The sequence below is a fragment of the Couchioplanes azureus genome, assembly GCF_014648355.1.
GTDB classification, from domain to species: Bacteria; Actinomycetota; Actinomycetes; order Mycobacteriales; family Micromonosporaceae; genus Actinoplanes; species Actinoplanes azureus.
The window spans coordinates 40,604-55,383 of sequence record NZ_BMQY01000002.1 but is presented as its reverse complement, the minus strand read 5'-3'; the positions used below and the strand labels follow the sequence as shown (position 1 = coordinate 55,383).

General features: G+C 75.0%; 11 protein-coding genes. 6 read left to right on the top strand and 5 right to left on the bottom strand.

From position 1 onward, the window contains the following. Positions 1-235: 235 nt before the first annotated feature. The 3 genes from IEY99_RS07515 to IEY99_RS07505 all read left to right on the top strand — a co-directional run bounded on the left by IEY99_RS07515 (position 236) and on the right by IEY99_RS07505 (position 6,158). A complete protein-coding gene (locus tag IEY99_RS07515) occupies positions 236-1,171 on the top strand; it encodes a zinc metalloprotease (protein WP_189200829.1) in 936 nt (311 codons plus the stop codon). Between the two features lie 206 nt (positions 1,172-1,377). After that, on the top strand, positions 1,378-3,333 hold the full coding sequence (locus IEY99_RS07510) for a serine/threonine-protein kinase (protein ID WP_189200827.1): 1,956 nt from the start codon (positions 1,378-1,380) through the stop codon (positions 3,331-3,333). 107 nt (positions 3,334-3,440) lie between these two features. After that, positions 3,441-6,158 carry a heparin lyase I family protein gene (locus tag IEY99_RS07505; RefSeq protein WP_189200826.1) on the top strand — a complete coding sequence of 906 codons (2,718 nt, stop codon included), beginning with the start codon at positions 3,441-3,443 and terminating at the stop codon, positions 6,156-6,158. Positions 6,159-6,163: 5 nt separating this feature from the next. Here the strand turns inward: IEY99_RS07505 and IEY99_RS07500 are convergent, their stop codons facing one another. The 3 genes from IEY99_RS07500 to IEY99_RS07490 all read right to left on the bottom strand — a co-directional run bounded on the left by IEY99_RS07500 (position 6,164) and on the right by IEY99_RS07490 (position 7,621). Beyond that, a complete protein-coding gene (locus IEY99_RS07500; RefSeq protein ID WP_189200824.1) occupies positions 6,164-6,472 on the bottom strand; it encodes a DUF2382 domain-containing protein in 309 nt (102 codons plus the stop codon). Positions 6,473-6,898: 426 nt separating this feature from the next. After that, a complete protein-coding gene (locus IEY99_RS07495; protein WP_189202227.1) occupies positions 6,899-7,183 on the bottom strand; it encodes a hypothetical protein in 285 nt (94 codons plus the stop codon). Between the two features lie 48 nt (positions 7,184-7,231). Next, on the bottom strand, positions 7,232-7,621 hold the full coding sequence (locus tag IEY99_RS07490; protein WP_189200822.1) for a hypothetical protein: 390 nt from the start codon (positions 7,619-7,621) through the stop codon (positions 7,232-7,234). On the opposite strand from IEY99_RS07490, the gene IEY99_RS07485 reads away from it, so the two are divergent. Both IEY99_RS07485 and IEY99_RS07480 read left to right on the top strand, forming a co-directional pair. Beyond that, positions 7,605-7,862, top strand: coding sequence for a hypothetical protein (locus IEY99_RS07485; protein WP_189200820.1), 258 nt, complete (start codon positions 7,605-7,607; stop codon positions 7,860-7,862). The two genes, IEY99_RS07490 and IEY99_RS07485, sit on opposite strands and share 17 nt — an antisense overlap. Before the next feature lie 51 nt (positions 7,863-7,913). Beyond that, positions 7,914-8,762, top strand: coding sequence for a hypothetical protein (locus IEY99_RS07480; protein WP_189200818.1), 849 nt, complete (start codon positions 7,914-7,916; stop codon positions 8,760-8,762). A gap of 3 nt (positions 8,763-8,765) precedes the next feature. On the opposite strand, the gene IEY99_RS07475 is transcribed toward IEY99_RS07480, so the two are convergent. Beyond that, positions 8,766-9,104 (bottom strand): hypothetical protein, encoded by a 339-nt coding sequence (locus IEY99_RS07475; protein WP_189200816.1) that lies wholly within the window; start codon positions 9,102-9,104, stop codon positions 8,766-8,768. A gap of 107 nt (positions 9,105-9,211) precedes the next feature. Then, complete coding sequence (locus tag IEY99_RS07470; RefSeq protein ID WP_189200814.1) at positions 9,212-10,012, bottom strand: SDR family NAD(P)-dependent oxidoreductase; 801 nt, start codon at positions 10,010-10,012, stop codon at positions 9,212-9,214. A 303-nt stretch (positions 10,013-10,315) separates the two neighbouring features. On the opposite strand from IEY99_RS07470, the gene IEY99_RS07465 reads away from it, so the two are divergent. Beyond that, the gene (locus tag IEY99_RS07465; protein ID WP_189200812.1) at positions 10,316-14,779 is read left to right on the top strand and encodes a cation-translocating P-type ATPase; all 4,464 of its coding nucleotides are present in this window, start codon (positions 10,316-10,318) and stop codon (positions 14,777-14,779) included. Position 14,780 lies beyond the last annotated feature (1 nt).

Here is a 14,780-nt window from a genome sequence, read left to right as displayed (position 1 = left end):
CGGGCACACCCGGCGCGGCCGTTGTCCGTCCGGCCGATCGCTGGCCGACCGATCGTACGAGTCTCCGCAGCTGAAAGGCGTCGCACTCTGCCCGGAGCGCCCCCGTGGGGAGATCTGGATCACGCCTACGGTCTGTTCGTGGTCGCCGGCCCGGCCATCACGGTGCGACACCGGTACGCATCCCTGTCGCGGTGACGCCGTCCGGCCGGTTCAGCTCGAGGGAAGGTACACAACGATGCCCACATCATGGAGGCGGCGGCTGGCCCTCCTGACCGTCGCGACCGCGTCCGTCGTGGCGACCGGTGGCCCGCCCGGGCTGGCGTACGCGGCGGCGTCCCCCGGCGTCGCGGCCTGCGCCGCGGACAGCGTGGCCCGCGTACGTGCCGGGGCGACGGCACAGGAACCCGCGCTGTACCCGAAGAACGAGGCCAACGCCTACGGGGTCATCAAGGACGCACCCCGGCTGCCGAACGGCACCGTCACCATTCCCACGGTCTTCCACATGGTCTCCGACCGCCCGTTCACCGCCGCCGACAAGAACCGCTGGAACTCGATGATCGCGGCGCAGATGACGGTCCTGAACGACTCGTACACCGGACGCACCGCACCGGGCGCCGCCGACACCCCGTTCCGGTTCTCGCTGACCCGCACCACGTGGACGGTGAACCCGGCGTGGTACACCGTCGTGCCGGGCAGGAACGAGCGGGACATGAAGAAGGCTCTCTACACCGGGGACGCGCGGACGCTGAACGTGTACGCGGCCAACATCGGCGACGGACTGCTCGGGTGGGCGTACTTCCCCAAGGGCTACAACAACGGCCGTGACTACCTCGACGGCGTGGTCCTGCTCGACGAGTCGATGCCGGGCGGGACGGCCGGCAAGTACGCCGAGGGCGACACCCTGACCCACGAGGTCGGTCACTGGCTGATGCTGGAACACACCTTCGCGCACGGCTGCGCCGCCTCGGGCGACTTCGTGGCCGACACCGCGCCGGAGGCGATCCCGCAGTTCGACTGCCCGGTGGGCGCCGACTCGTGCGCCGCGCCGGGAGCCGACCCGATCCACAACTTCATGGACTACTCGCAGGACTCGTGCATGAACCTGTTCACCGCCGGCCAGGCCGACCGGATGAGCGACGCCTGGGTCGCCTTCCGCTCCGGCGGCGCCTGACCCTCCTGCCGACGGCACCGCAGCCGCCCAGCGTCGTAGCCGCCGGGCGGCTGCTTGCCGTACTGCCACGTCAGGTGTCAACCACCCGACAGTCGACTCTCCTTCCCGGCCGCGGCGGGACAAGAGGCCCGAACGGCGGCCATTCTGGTGGGAGGCGATACGGAAGGTCGCATGGCGACCGCTGGAGAAGTGGTGGCATTCAGCCCATGGCCGCGCGGGGGGAGTTCATCGCGAGTCGGTACCGTCTCCTCGAGCGGACCGGCACGGTGGGTATGTGCCGCGGCTGGCGGGCCCGAGACCTGGTGGCCGGCCGTGAGGTGGCCATCTGGGAGCTCGTCGCGCCCGGGTGGCTGAGCGACGAGGACAAGGGCCGCCTCGGCGACCGCACGGCCTGGGCGGCCCGCAGCGCCGGCCGGCTCGACCACCCGGCTGCGTTACGGATCCACGACGTGATCCAGGTCCGGGGCCGGCCCTGGATCGTGACGGATGTCGTCCCGCCCCGCTCCCTGCACCGGGTGATCGTGGAGGACGGCCCGTTGGCCCCGGCCGACGCCGCCCGGATCGGCGTGGAGGTGCTGGGCGCGCTGGCGGCCGCGCACCGGATCGGCTTGCGGCACGGGGATCTGAGCCCGCACCACGTGCTGCTCGGCGAGGGCGGGCGGGTCCTGACGATCTTCGGGCTGACCGTGTCGTTCCTGGAGGACGCGCCCGGCTCGGGTCGGGGCCTCTTCATCGGCTCTGTGCCGTTCGTCTCCCCGGAGCGCGCCCGCGACGGTGTGGCCACCGTGGAATCCGACCTGTGGGCGCTCGGCGCCACCCTCTACGCGGCGGTGGAGGGACGTCCGCCGCACGCGCGGGAGAGCGCGATGGCCACCCTGGTGGCGCTGGCCACCGAGCCGCCCGCTCCGCCCCGGCTCGCCGCCGACCTGACCCCCGTCCTCGCCGGGCTGCTGCGGCGCGCGCCGGGCGACCGGCTGAGCGCCGTCGAAGCCGAGAGAGCACTCCGCAGAGTCGCGCGTGGCGTCCCACCGGGACGGCTCGAACGACACGCGTTCCCGCGCCCTCGTGGACTGGTCGAGAGCACTGTCCGGCTGTGGCTGGTGCTCGCCGCTGTCCTGTTCCTGGCATTGTGGCTGCTCCCGGGCATGGTGGCGAGGACCTCCAGCGGTCCCTCCGTCGCTTTTCGGCCCAGCGCGCCGCAGCCGTCTTCCGGCCCGCCGCCTCGGCAGGACCTCGGTCGCTGCGGCGTGTGGGGAATGCGGTTCGTGGAGTCGCATGCGTACGCGGGTGAGCCGTTCACCCTCGAACTGGCGGGCAGCCTGGCGGCGGGCCGGGCCGGTGCGGGGTGCGTGCTGGAGGCGAAGCTCGAGTCCGTGCCGGGCGGAGCCGCGTCCCACGCACCCTCGGGCGTCATCCGGCGCGAGCTGGCGGCTTCCGCGAGGAAGGTGTCGTTCACCTGGCAGGTGTCGGCCGAGAAGCCGGGGCCGCTCGGCTTCACCGCCGTCGTCACGCGCGCGGGCGGCCCGGAGGCCGCGCCGGTGAGTCACCTGGTGGAGGTCGGCGGGAGCCGGCGGGAGCAGGCCGGTGCGAGTTGGCTGTACGCCGTGGCCAGGAGCGCGCGGGTACGGGCGGCCGGCGACGTCGGGAAGCTCCGCCGTGGACGCCCGTCGAGCCTCGCCGTCGACGTCGCCGCGGTCGCGCCCCCGTTGCCGGCGGGACTGGCGCCGGACGGCACCCTCGAGATCTGCCTCAGGGCCACCGGCGGTGCGACGGCGGACGAGAGCTGTACGACCATGAAGGTGCGACTCGCCGACGGGATCGACGAACGCCGTGACCTGTCGTTGCAACCCGTCAGCAACGACCCGGTGACCATCCTCGCAACGGTGGAACTCTCCGGCACTGTGGACGGCCGCGAGGTCGACGGGTACGGGAGCTATTCGTCCTTGTCCACCCGCGGGGGGCCGTCCGTGTCCCTCACGGACCGGTTGTTGCAGGGTGGCACCGCCACCGTGGCCATGGTCGCCGCGCTCGGCGGCGCGGGCGGGATCGCCGCCGCCGTCACGGCAGTACGCCTGTTCGTCCGGAAGCTTCGGGAGCGGAGGAAGAACCCGCCGAGGTCGCCGTCGGACGCCGGTACCGAGCCGTCGCGAGCCTATCTCTGACCGTCCCGGGGCGCGACGGCCGGGTCGCCGGAGAGTGCGTCGCCGACAACCCTCAGGTCACCGTGCCGCCGGACGATGGGGCCCCGCGGAGATCCGGAGGAGGACCCATGAAGGCCGCACACAGCACGACCCGGCGCCCGCGGCCGCACCGGAGCCTGGCGGTGCCCGCCGCCGTCACGGTGGCGCTCGCCGGGGCGGCCGTGCCGGCCGCGGCAGCCACCACGCCCCCGGTCTTCAGCCCCGCCACCTACGGGGCGCTCCCCTCGGACGGCCGCGACGACACGGCCGCGTTCGCCGGCGCCCTGCGGGCCGCGGCCGACGCGGGCAACGGCGTGGTCCGCGTCGCCGCCGGCACCTACGAGGTCCTGCCCGACCGGCTGACCGTGGGCGCCGGCACCACCCTCACCGGTTCCGGCGCGGTGCTCGCCGCCGCCGACCATGGCTTCAACCTGCTCAGCGTGGCCCGCGGCGCGACGGTCAGCTCGCTGACCGTCGACGGGCGCGACCGCGTGGTGCGCGGCATCACCGTGGCGGCCGGCGCCACCGACGTGAAGCTGACCAGCGTCACGGTCAAGGCCGTCGCCACCCCGCGCGACCCGGCGGCGAACGGCTTCGCCGCGAACGCCCGGCAGACGGTCGCCGGCATCCACGTCGCCGGCAACACCAGCAACGTGCTGCTCGACCGGGTCGTCGTCGACGGCGTCCGCGCCGTCGGCAGCTCCAGCCCCAACGTGACGACCACCGCCGCGTTCGACACCGACAGCATCCCGGTGGCCACCAACGGCTGGTGGCGGCACAACGCCTACGACGCCCCGGCCGGCTACCAGCCGCCGGTCGACGCCGGCCAGGTCGACCCGGTCCACCAGCGGTCCCGGTCGCTGGTGACCTCGCCGGTGCGCGCCGGCAGCCACGCCTGGCGCAGCGAGCTGCACGCCACCGACCCGGCGATCTACGGCGGCAGCCGCTCCGAGCTCACCCGCCGTGCCGACAGCTCGTTCGTGGAGCGCTGGTACGGCGTGAGCGTCCTGCTGCCCGCGGGCGGCCCCGAGGACTACGCCGTGGACCGCTCGGCCGAGGCCGTGGTGCAGTGGCACAACAGCCCGGACGCCTGCGAGGCCACCGCCACCATCTCGCCGCCGCTGGCGCTGCTGACCAAGAACGGCCAGTGGCAGCTGCACCGCTGGTGGGACGCGGATCCGTGCACCGACAACAGCAAGATGTACCACGCGAAGCCGCGCCAGCAGGAGGAGAAGATCCTCGGCGACTACGCGGCGGACAAGGGCAAGTGGACCGACTGGGCGTTCCACATCCGCTGGGGCTGGTCGACGGCGCAGAAGCCGCTGCTCGAGGTCTACAAGAACCGGCAGCTGGTCTACCGCACGGTCGGGCCGAACACGGTCAACGACGCGGTGCCGCCGTACCTGAAGTTCGGCATCTACAAGTGGGACTGGTCGCAGCGCAACCCGTCCGACACCACCACCAGGGTGATCTACCACGACGAGGTGCGCATCGACGACGCCTCCGGCAGCCTGGACACCGTCTCGCCGCCGGTGCCGCCGGGTCCGCCGGGTGCGTGGGACTACCCGGTCGCCCGCGGGGTGCTGATCTCCTCCGGCCCCGGGCAGACCATCCCGCGCAACGTGACGGTGCGCGGATCCACGATCCGCAACGTCGGTCCCAAGGACGACGGCGACTGCCTGGTGGTGCAGGGCAACGGCGCCACCGTGGAGCCGGACGCCCACACGCTGATCACCGGGAACACGTTCACCGGATGCGCCAAGCGCGCGGTGAAGGTGCAGGTGCCGGGGGTACAGGTGGTCTCGAACAAGATCACCAACGGGTTTCTCGGCAACAACCCGTACGTCGTGCGGCCCCGCTCGATCGACACCGCCGACATGTTCGCCGGCATCTCGGTGTACGCCTCCCGGGTCACCGTCTCCGGCAACTCGATCACCGGCACGGGCAGCGCCTACGCCGGCATCGACGTGGACAACGGGCCGCTGTCCGACCTGACGGTCACCGGCAACGTGGTGGTCAACGGCCGCACCGCCCGGCTCGCACCGGCCAGCCTGATCCGGCTGCACACCGCGGTGGACCGGCTGACCCTGACCGGCAACAGCGGCAGCTTCGGCGCCTGGGGCGTGCGGTGCGACGTCGCGCCCACCGCCACGCGGTACGCCCTGAACCGCGTGACCGCCACCTCGCCCGGCTTCGGCTGCGTGCCGCCGCCCACGGTGGCCTCCGCGGCGGAACTGCGGGCCCGCGGCGGCGACCCGCTGACGCTGACCGGCACCGGCTTCGGCGCCGACCTCGCCGCCTTCCGGGCGGCCGGGATCACGGTGTCCGTCAACGGCCGGTCCACGGGCGTCACCTGGCTGGACGCCTCGACGCTGCGGGTGCTCGCGCCGGCCGGCGCACCCGGCACCCGGCCCGTGGTGGTGCTGTCCCGCGGCGGCGTGGCCGCCGCGCCGGTCGAGGCGCCCGGCCGGTACGCCGCCGGCGTCACCTCGCTGCGGCCCAGCACGGTGGCGCTGACCGGCGGCCTGGTGACGGTCACCGGCATCGGCCTGCGCGACACCACCGGCTGGCAGCTCACCGGGCCGGCGACCGTGCCGCTGCCCCGCGTGGCGGACCGGACCGCGCTGAACGCCGCGCCGTCCGGCGTGGTCGTCGTCAGCGACACCAGCGTGGTGGTGAAGCTGCCGGCGGCCGCCGACGTCACCGGCGACGGGCGGGCCGACCCGGGCACGTACACGCTGGGCTTCACCCCGGCGGCCGGCACGCCGTACCTGGCGGTGGGCCCGACGGCGATTCTGCGCCGCTGAGCGGGCTACTGCAGGGGCGTGGGCCGCTCGCCGGTCAGCTCGGCGTCGATGCGCTCCTTGCGGACCTGCCCGGTGAGGACGTGCTGGTCGTTGCGCACGAGCTTGGTCAGCCGGACCCGTTCCACCGGAACGATCTCGGTGGTCACCAGCGGCCTCTCCTCGTGCAGGGTGACCTCGAAGACGACGCCGCCGTCCGGGCCGTCGAACTGTCCCGGTGCCCCGAAGACGTCCGGGTCCTCGACCATGCCGCGCTGGTGATCGGGGACGGGCTCGCGCTCGATCCGTAGTTCCTCGCGGCGCGGACGGTCACCCACTCGGGGGCGCCGGTCTGCGCGTCGAGGTAGACCTGGCCGGCGGAGCCGATCTTCGAGCCGTCGACGCCGTACACGTCGATGCCGTCGAGCCGGTCGAGGTTCTCGCGAGTGATCATGAGGATCGCCTTTCGTCGGGGGATCATCGGGCTGCTGCGACCGAATGCGCGCCACACGGCCGCGGGCGGTGCCCGCGCCGGGACAGCTGTGCGGGGTCTGCGTCCCGGCCGGACCGCGTTCCAGCGCTACGCGTCCGCCGGGCAGGAGTGCCGGTGCTGGTGCCGACGGGGGACTGGTGCCCCTGGGCCAGGGCCGTAAACAGTCTGACCATAGGAAAGAACCTGCTCGTCACCCGGAATGGCGCAGGGCCGGCACGGGAAGAACCCGTGCCGGCCCTGCCGGGCACACTGCCGATGTGGCGACGCGCGCTCAGATCAGCTCGGCGGCAGCGGCATCGCTGGATGCCGTCACCGCGGCGGACCGGGCCTTGCGGCGCTGACCGCCGGGGCGGGCGGCCGGGGCCGGCCCACCGCCGGCGGCCGGCGGCGGGTCCGAGCTCATCAGCCGGCCGGTAGCCGGGCGCTCCTCGATCGCCGGGGGCTGACCGGTCAGCTTGCGGGCGTTCGCGACGATCCGTTCGTACGTCTCGCGGCCGGCGCGGCTGCCCAGCACGTACCCGGCGGCAAGGCCAACAGCGAACTTCATCGTCTTCATCGGCGGTTCCTCATCTCGATCGGCATGGCGGGTGCGCGTGGGGGCGGGTCAGCGGTGCAGGAATCCGGGCAGCCAGCGGTTGCGCGCCGCGCGGGCCTTCGCCGCCCGGCGGCGGCGGATGAGGACCGCGGCCACCGCTCCGGCCACGGTCAGGGCCGTCGCCGTAGCCGGCGCGGGCCGGCTGCGGACGGCTTGCTGTGCCTGCCGGGCCCGCTGCGGCGCGGATGCCCGTACGCGGGAAGCGCCCGAGAGCGTCCTGGTCTTCACGCTCGACAGAGCACCGCGAAGACGCGAACCGGAGTTCGCCTCGCCGGTGATCCCCGTGACGGTGTCACCGAGGTCCCCGCGGGTGTGCTCGATCTGCGCGCGGACGTTCTCCGGAGCTCCGGGAACGGTATGGGAGCTCGTCACCTTCTCGGTGGTGTCGCTGATCTTCATGCTTCTTCCTCTCCTTGCCGGCACGCCGTCGTTGCTGGCCGGCACCTGGGGGGTCTGGGCGACCGGACGGCGCCGTAGCCTTGCCCATCCGGCGAACCCGGCTAACGTGACCAAACGGTTCATTCACGCCTACGTGTCGGTGGATCTTGGCTACCCGGCGCGGGGGCGGTCGCAAACGTCGGGCGCCGGCCGGATCCGCGTGGCTTGCGGCGATCCGTACCGGCGCTTGAACCGGTCTTGAACGACCGGCGGCAGTCTGGATCAGGTAGACATGCCACCGGAAGGACTGCCGATGAACTCCTCGCCCCTGGACCGTCGCCGCTTCCTGTCCCTGCTGGGCGGGAGTGTCGTGGCCGGTGCGGCCGCCTCGGCGGGCCTGACCCTGCCCGCGAGCGCGAACCGGTCCGACCGGGCGTGGCGCCTTCTCGGCCACGGCAACGACCTGTCGGGCTGGGAGACCATCCTCGGCGACGGGCTCTACACCGCCGCCGGCCAGGTCCCCGTGAACGCCGCCGACGTCACGGCCGAGCACCTCGGTCGCTACTCCCGGCTGCGCGCCAACATCGCGAACCGCGGCGTGATGGCGCACGTGCTGTCCTTCAAGCGGTTCACGGACGACTACCCGCTCAACGGTGACGTCTCGCTGATGAGCTGCCGCCACACCGCGAGCTACCAGTTCCGGATGCCGTACCTGCCGGCGACCGCCGGCGGCGCGTTCAACGCCCAGACGGTGGAGGGCGGTCTCTTCGTCTGGGACGGACTCGGCACCCGGGTCGACCACGGGACGGCGTTCCAGTGGGTCCTCAACCCGTGGCTGCCGAACTTCGGGCAGCTCCTGGTCTGGTCCGACGGCGAGGACGGCACCGGCGCGTGGATCGCGGGCGGCTACCTGAAGCCGGACACCGAATGGCACACGGCGCGCTTCGTCGTGGACCCGGCCGATCAGCGGGTGGAGCTCTCCATCGACGGCAACGCTCTGCCGGTGCCGTACTGCCGGACGCCGAAGACCGGCTGGGGGACCGACGTGTCGGCCCGCCTGCAGGCGGAGGCCGTCTCCATCTGGCCCGGGGCGAAGGCTACCTGGGCACCGCAGCACCAGGTGGAGGTCCGCAACTGGCACTGGCTGCGCGGCCTCGCCTAGCGCTCAGGACGGGCCGGGCGGCTTCTGCGCGGCGGCGGTCGCGGCGGCGACCGCTTCCTCGCGGGTGTCGCCGAAGTGCAACGGTACGAACTGACCGTTCTTGTCCCGCCCGCAGCGGACGAGGCCGGCCGCCACCAGGGCGCCGTGCGGCGGATCCCACGTCACCAGCGGAGAGAACCGGGCGTCGGCGCCGGACGCCGCCGCCGCGTCGGCGATCTTCTCCCTGGCCGGGATCTCGGGCGACGGTTGCTCCGACATCCAGCCGACCACCCGGCCGGCTCGCACGTCACTGCCGTCCTGGGTCGCGCACCACAGCGGGTACCCCTGCGAAATGACCGTCACGAGATCTCCCCCGTCCTCACACCGCCATTCTCGGGCAAACCGGGAGCCCAGTCGGCCGGTATGAGGACACCCGCCGGGATTTGTGGGGGGCATGCCCTCCCTTCCCGCTACCCCGTGGTGGTGACCGGCTGCTCCCGGGGTGCGGTCAGGCGGCCCGCCATCGCGATGACCATCCGCCTCGGCGCCCACCTCGTGGCCACCGCCAGCAGCGCGTTGGCCAGGCCGTCGACCCGGCTCGGCCGGCCGCGCCCCAGGGCCGCCAGCGTCGTCGCCACCACCTGTTGCGGGGTGCGCTTCTTGCCGACCGCCGCGTCCTCGCCGGCCACGTCGAAGAACGGCGTCTCCGTCGCGCCCGGGCAGATCGCGACGACCCTGACCCCGGCGGGCTTGACCTCGGCGTACAGCGCCTCGCTGAACGACAGCACGAAGGCCTTCGTGGCGCCGTACACCGCCATGTGCGGCAACGGCTGGAACGCCGCCGTGCTCGCCACGTTGACGACCGCCCCCCGTCCGCGGGCCACCATGGCGGGCAGGAACCGCCGCGTCAGGTCGACCAGGGCGACGCAGTTGAGCTGGATCTGCTCGGTGATCCGGCCGGCGTCGGCGGCGGCGAAGTCACCGTGCATCCCGAAGCCCGCGTTGTTGACCAGCACGTCGACGTCGACACCGAGCGCGGCCACGCGCGTGGCCACCCGGTCCGCGGCGCCGGGCTCGGCGAGGTCCGCGGGCACGACGTGCACCTGGCGGCCGTGTGTGCCGCGCAGCTCGTCGGCCAGGCGGTGCATCGCCCCCTCGCTGCGGGCGACCAGCACGAGATCGGCGCCGCGGGCCGCGAACTCCCGTGCGTACGCGGCGCCGATGCCACTCGACGCCCCGGTGATCAGCGCCGCCCGTCCGTGGAACTCCACGTGCCCTCCTGAGGGAAAACAGATCGACAGGTCTCTTGGAACGCGGTGCTCCTCAGGAGACTACCGCGCCGGATCATGACGGCGATGAATGCGTCCATCCGTTGGACAATCCCCGATGTATTGACTCAGTGTCACCACATGTTCGCTGATCCGTAGTTTTAGCGCGCTTGGATAGAAAACTGACGGTCATGTCCACCCAGGACGTGAGTCGTCCGCATGAACATCCGCCAACGCGATCATGGCGCGCACATGACGGCGGCGCCCCGCCCGCCGGCCATGCGAGGACCTGGGAAGGAAGCCACTGTGGCGAAGAACTCGGCGGTGTCCGTGACGCGACGGTCCGAGGCGGGGCCCGGGAGGGGACGGAGCACGGCGGGCGAGGTGCTGCGGCATGCCACGCGGCCGGTGGTGCGGGCGGCGCGCGGCGACGGCGGCCCGGCGGTGTGGTCGCGGCCGGGCCGGGTGCACCTGGGCGTGCCGGGCCTGGACGGCACCGCGGCGCAGGGATGGCCGGCGGCACTGGTGGCGGCGGCGCAGGAGCTCGAGGGGGTGCGCTGGGCCGCGGTGAACGCGCCGCTGGGCTGCCTGGTGGTCGACGCCGGCGCCGGCGCCGACGTGGGCCGGCTGGCGGCGGCCGTCGCCGAGGTGTGCCGCGAGTACGGAGTGGACGCCACCCTCCCGGGCGGCCGTGCACCGCATCCCGGGGACGCCGGGCCCGCCCGTACGGCCGCGCTCGGCCTGATCACGCACGTCGCCGGCGCCGGTGCGGCCCTGGGAGGGCGGCTGCTGCGGCTGGCCCCGCTGCCCGCGGAGGTGACCGCGGTGACCGCGGTGACCGACGTGGTGCCGTGGCTGCGCGACCGGCTGCGGCAGCACCTCGGTGACGCCGCCGCGGAGCTGGCGGGGTCGGTCACCGCCGCCGGGCTGGCCGCCGCCGCGCAGACCCCGCTGTCCTCGGTGGCCGAGGCGGTGCTGCGCGCGGTGCAGTGGAGCGAGGCCCGCGCCCGGGTGGCCGGCTGGTCGCGGCGGGAGCCGGAGCTGGTCGTCGACGCGCACAGCGCCGCGGTGCCCCCGGCACGGATGCCGGTCCGGCCGGTCCCGCTGCCTCCGGGACCGGCCGAGCGGTATCTCGGCTGGGTCGCGCGCCTGGCCGCGCCGGCGGCGGCGGTCGCCGCGCTGGGGGGCGTGCAGCGCGCGGCCCGGGTGGTGACGGTGGCCGCGCCGAAGGCCGCCCGGATGGGCCGCGAGGCCTACGCGGCGCGGCTGGGCCGGCTGCTGGCCGAGCGCGGCGTGGTGGTCCGTGACCCCGCCGCCCTGCGCCGGCTGGATCGCGCCGACACCGTCGTCGTCGATGCCGCGGTGCTGACCACCGGCCGGCTCGTCGTGGTCGAGCTGCACCCGGTCGACGAGCGGCCCGACCCGCAGCTGGCGCACCGGGCACGGCTGCTGCTCGACGAGTGGCGCCCCGGCACCGTCGTGGAGAAGGACGCGTGGCGGCTGGGACCGCCGTCCCGGGTGGGGACCTCCGTTCCCGCGGAGCTGCGCGCCCGCGGGTCCCGCGCCCCCGGCCACCACCGGCTCGCCCTGCACACGCAGGGACGCCTGGTCGCGACCGTGGTGGTCGCGGCGGAGATCGCGCCTCTGGCCGAGGCGGTCGTGGAGGCGGCCCGCGCGGTGGGCCGGGTGGTGGTCGCCGGCCGGTCCGCGGGCATCGCCGAGCGCCTCGGCGCCGACGACACCGTGGCGGGCGGGACCCGGCTGGGCGCGTCCGTACGGCGGTTGCAGCAGCAGGGTGCCGTGGTCGTCCTCGTCGGCGGCCGCAACGACGTCGCCCTGACCGCGGCGGACTGCGGCATCGGCGTCGTCGGCGCCGGTCCGCGCCCCCCGTGGGGCGCTCACCTGCTGTGCGGGCCGGGCCTGGGCGAGGTGTGGCTGGCGTTGCACGGCGCGGCCGGCGCCCGCGCCAACGGCCTGCGCGCCGCACGGCTGGCCGCGCTCGGCACGGCCACCGGCGCCGTGGTCGGCTTCACCGGCCCGCAGGCCGGCGCCGGCGACCGCGCCACCGTGCCGATCAGCCTGACCGCCCTGGCCGGCATCGCCGCCGGCGGATGGTCGGTGGCCGGGCTCGCCCGCCGTGGCGTGCCGGTCGCTGCCGATGCGCGGCCCTGGCACGCCTGGCCGCTGGCCGAGGTGTGGCGGCGCCTGGACAGCTCCGCGGCGGGGCTCAGCGAGGACGAGGCCGCCGCCCGCCGCCCGGCGCCCACCGCGGTCGACGACGACGAGCCCCAGGGACTGCTGGCGGCCACCGTCGCCGAGCTGGACACGCCGTTGACGGCCCCGCTCGCCGCCGGGGCGGGGGTGTCGGCGGCGACCGGGTCGGTCGGTGACGCCGGCCTGGTGGGCGGCGTCCTGCTGGGCAACGCCTTGCTGGGCGGGGTGCAGCGGCTGGCGGCGTCCCGCGCCCTGCGCCGGCTGGTGGACACCACCGCGCTGCGGGTACGGCTGCGCCGCGGCGGCGCCGAACGCACCGGCAACGCCGACGATCTGGTACCCGGTGACGTGATCACGCTGCGGTCCGGCGACGCGGTCCCGGCCGACTGCCGGCTCGTCGAGGCGGATGCGCTGGAGATGGACGAGTCCGCGCTGACGGGCGAGTCCCTGCCCGTGCCCAAGAGCGCCGCGCCCAGCGTCGCGGCGGCCGTCGCGAAGCGCACCAGCATGCTCTACGCCGGCAGCACCGTGGCCGCCGGCACCGCCACCGCCGTGGTGGTCGCCGTCGGCCGGGCCACCGAGGCCGGGCGGAGCATCGCCGCCGTCGCCGGCGCACCGACCGGCGGTGGGGTGGAGGCGCGGCTGCAGCGGATGACCGCCGCCTCGGTGCCGGTCGCGGTGGCCGCGGCCGGCGCGCTGCTCGGCGTCGGTGCGCTGCGCGGCCGGTTCGCCGCGAGCGTCGGCGACGCGGTGGCCCTGGCCGTGGCCGCGGTGCCCGAGGGGCTGCCGTTCGTGGCCACGGTCGCCCAGCTGGCCGCGGCGCGGCGGTTGTCGCGGCGCAACGTGCTGGTACGCAACCCGCGCACCATGGAGGCGCTGGGCCGGGTGGACGTGGTCTGCTTCGACAAGACCGGCACCCTGACCGCCGGGCGCATCTCCCTCGGCTGCGTCAGCGACGGCGCGACCGACGAGCCGGCCGCCGCGCTGACCGGGCAGCGGCGGGCCGTGCTGGCCGCGGCGCTGCGGGCCACCCCGGTCGCCGCCGGCGGCGAGCTGCTGCCCCACCCCACCGACCGGGCCGTGGCCGACGGCGGCCGCGCCGCCGGCGTCGCCGTCGCCGATGCGGCGCCGGGCTGGCGGCAGGTGCGCGAGCTGCCCTTCGAGCCCGGCCGCGGCTTCCACGCCGTGCTCGGCGACAGCGCCGGCGGCCGGCTCATCAGCGTCAAGGGCGCCCCCGAGACCGTGCTGCCCCGCTGCGTCACCCGGCGCGGTGCGCACGGCGCTCCCGCGCCCCTGGACGCGCCCGGCCGGGAGCTGCTCGCCGAGCAGGTGGAGCGGCTCGCGCGCCGCGGCTACCGGGTCCTCGCCATCGCCGAGCGCGCCGCGTCGGCGCGCCGGCACCTCGACGACGACCGCGTCGACGACCTCGAGTTCTGCGGTCTGCTCGGCCTCGCCGACCCGGTACGGCCCACCGCGGCCGCGGCGGTACGCCAGCTGCGGTCCGCGGGCGTGGAGGTCGCCATGCTCACCGGCGACCATCCGAGCACCGCCCGGGCCATCGCCGCCGAGCTGGGCATCCTCGACGGACACCCGCCGGTCACCGGGGCGCAGCTGGACGCCTGCACCGACGACGAGCTGGCCCGCCTGGTCGACCACGCCAGCGTCTTCGCCCGGGTCAGCCCCGCCCACAAGGTGACCATCGCCCGCATGCTGCGCCGCAACGGCCGCATCGTGGCGATGACCGGCGATGGCGCCAACGACGCCCCCGCGATCCGCCTGGCCGACGTCGGCGTCGCCGTCGGCGCCGGGGCCACCGCCGCCGCCCGGGAGGCCGCCGACCTCATCGTCACCGACGACCGGATCGAGACGATCGTCGACGCCGTCGTGGAGGGCCGCGCCATGTGGGCCTCGGTGCGCGACAGCGTCGCACTGCTGCTCGGCGGCAACCTCGGCGAGATCGGCTTCACCCTCGGCAGCAGCCTGCTGGCGGCCACCCCGCCCCTGAACGCCCGCCAGCTGCTGCTGGTCAACCTGGTCACCGACCTGCTGCCCGCGCTGGCCCTGGCCGTGCGGCCGCCCCGCGACACCACCCCGGAGCAGCTGCTGCGGGAGGGGCCCGACAGCTCGCTGGGCGAGTCGCTGATCCGCGACACCGTCGTGCGCGCCGCCGCGACCGGCCTGGCCGCCACCGGCGGCTGGCTGGCCGCCCGGGCCACCGGCACCCCGGGCCGGGCCGGCACCGTGGCCCTCGCCTCGCTGATCGGCGCGCAGCTGGCCCAGACCGCCGTCGCCTCCCGCGGGGACCCGCTCGTGCTGGCCGCCGCGGCCGGCTCCGCTGCCGCCCTCGTCCTGCTCCTGCAGGCCCCGCCCACCAGCCTGTTCTTCGGCTGCCGTCCGCTCGGGCCGGTCGCCTGGTCCATCGCCGCCGTGGCGTCCGCGGCCGGCGTCGCCCTCGCCGCCGCGGGCGGACGCCTCGTCACCGGCGCATCGCAGGCCGGCCGGACGGACGAAGCCGCCGGCGGTGGCCGACCGACCGGTATCGCTGACCGTCGATGAG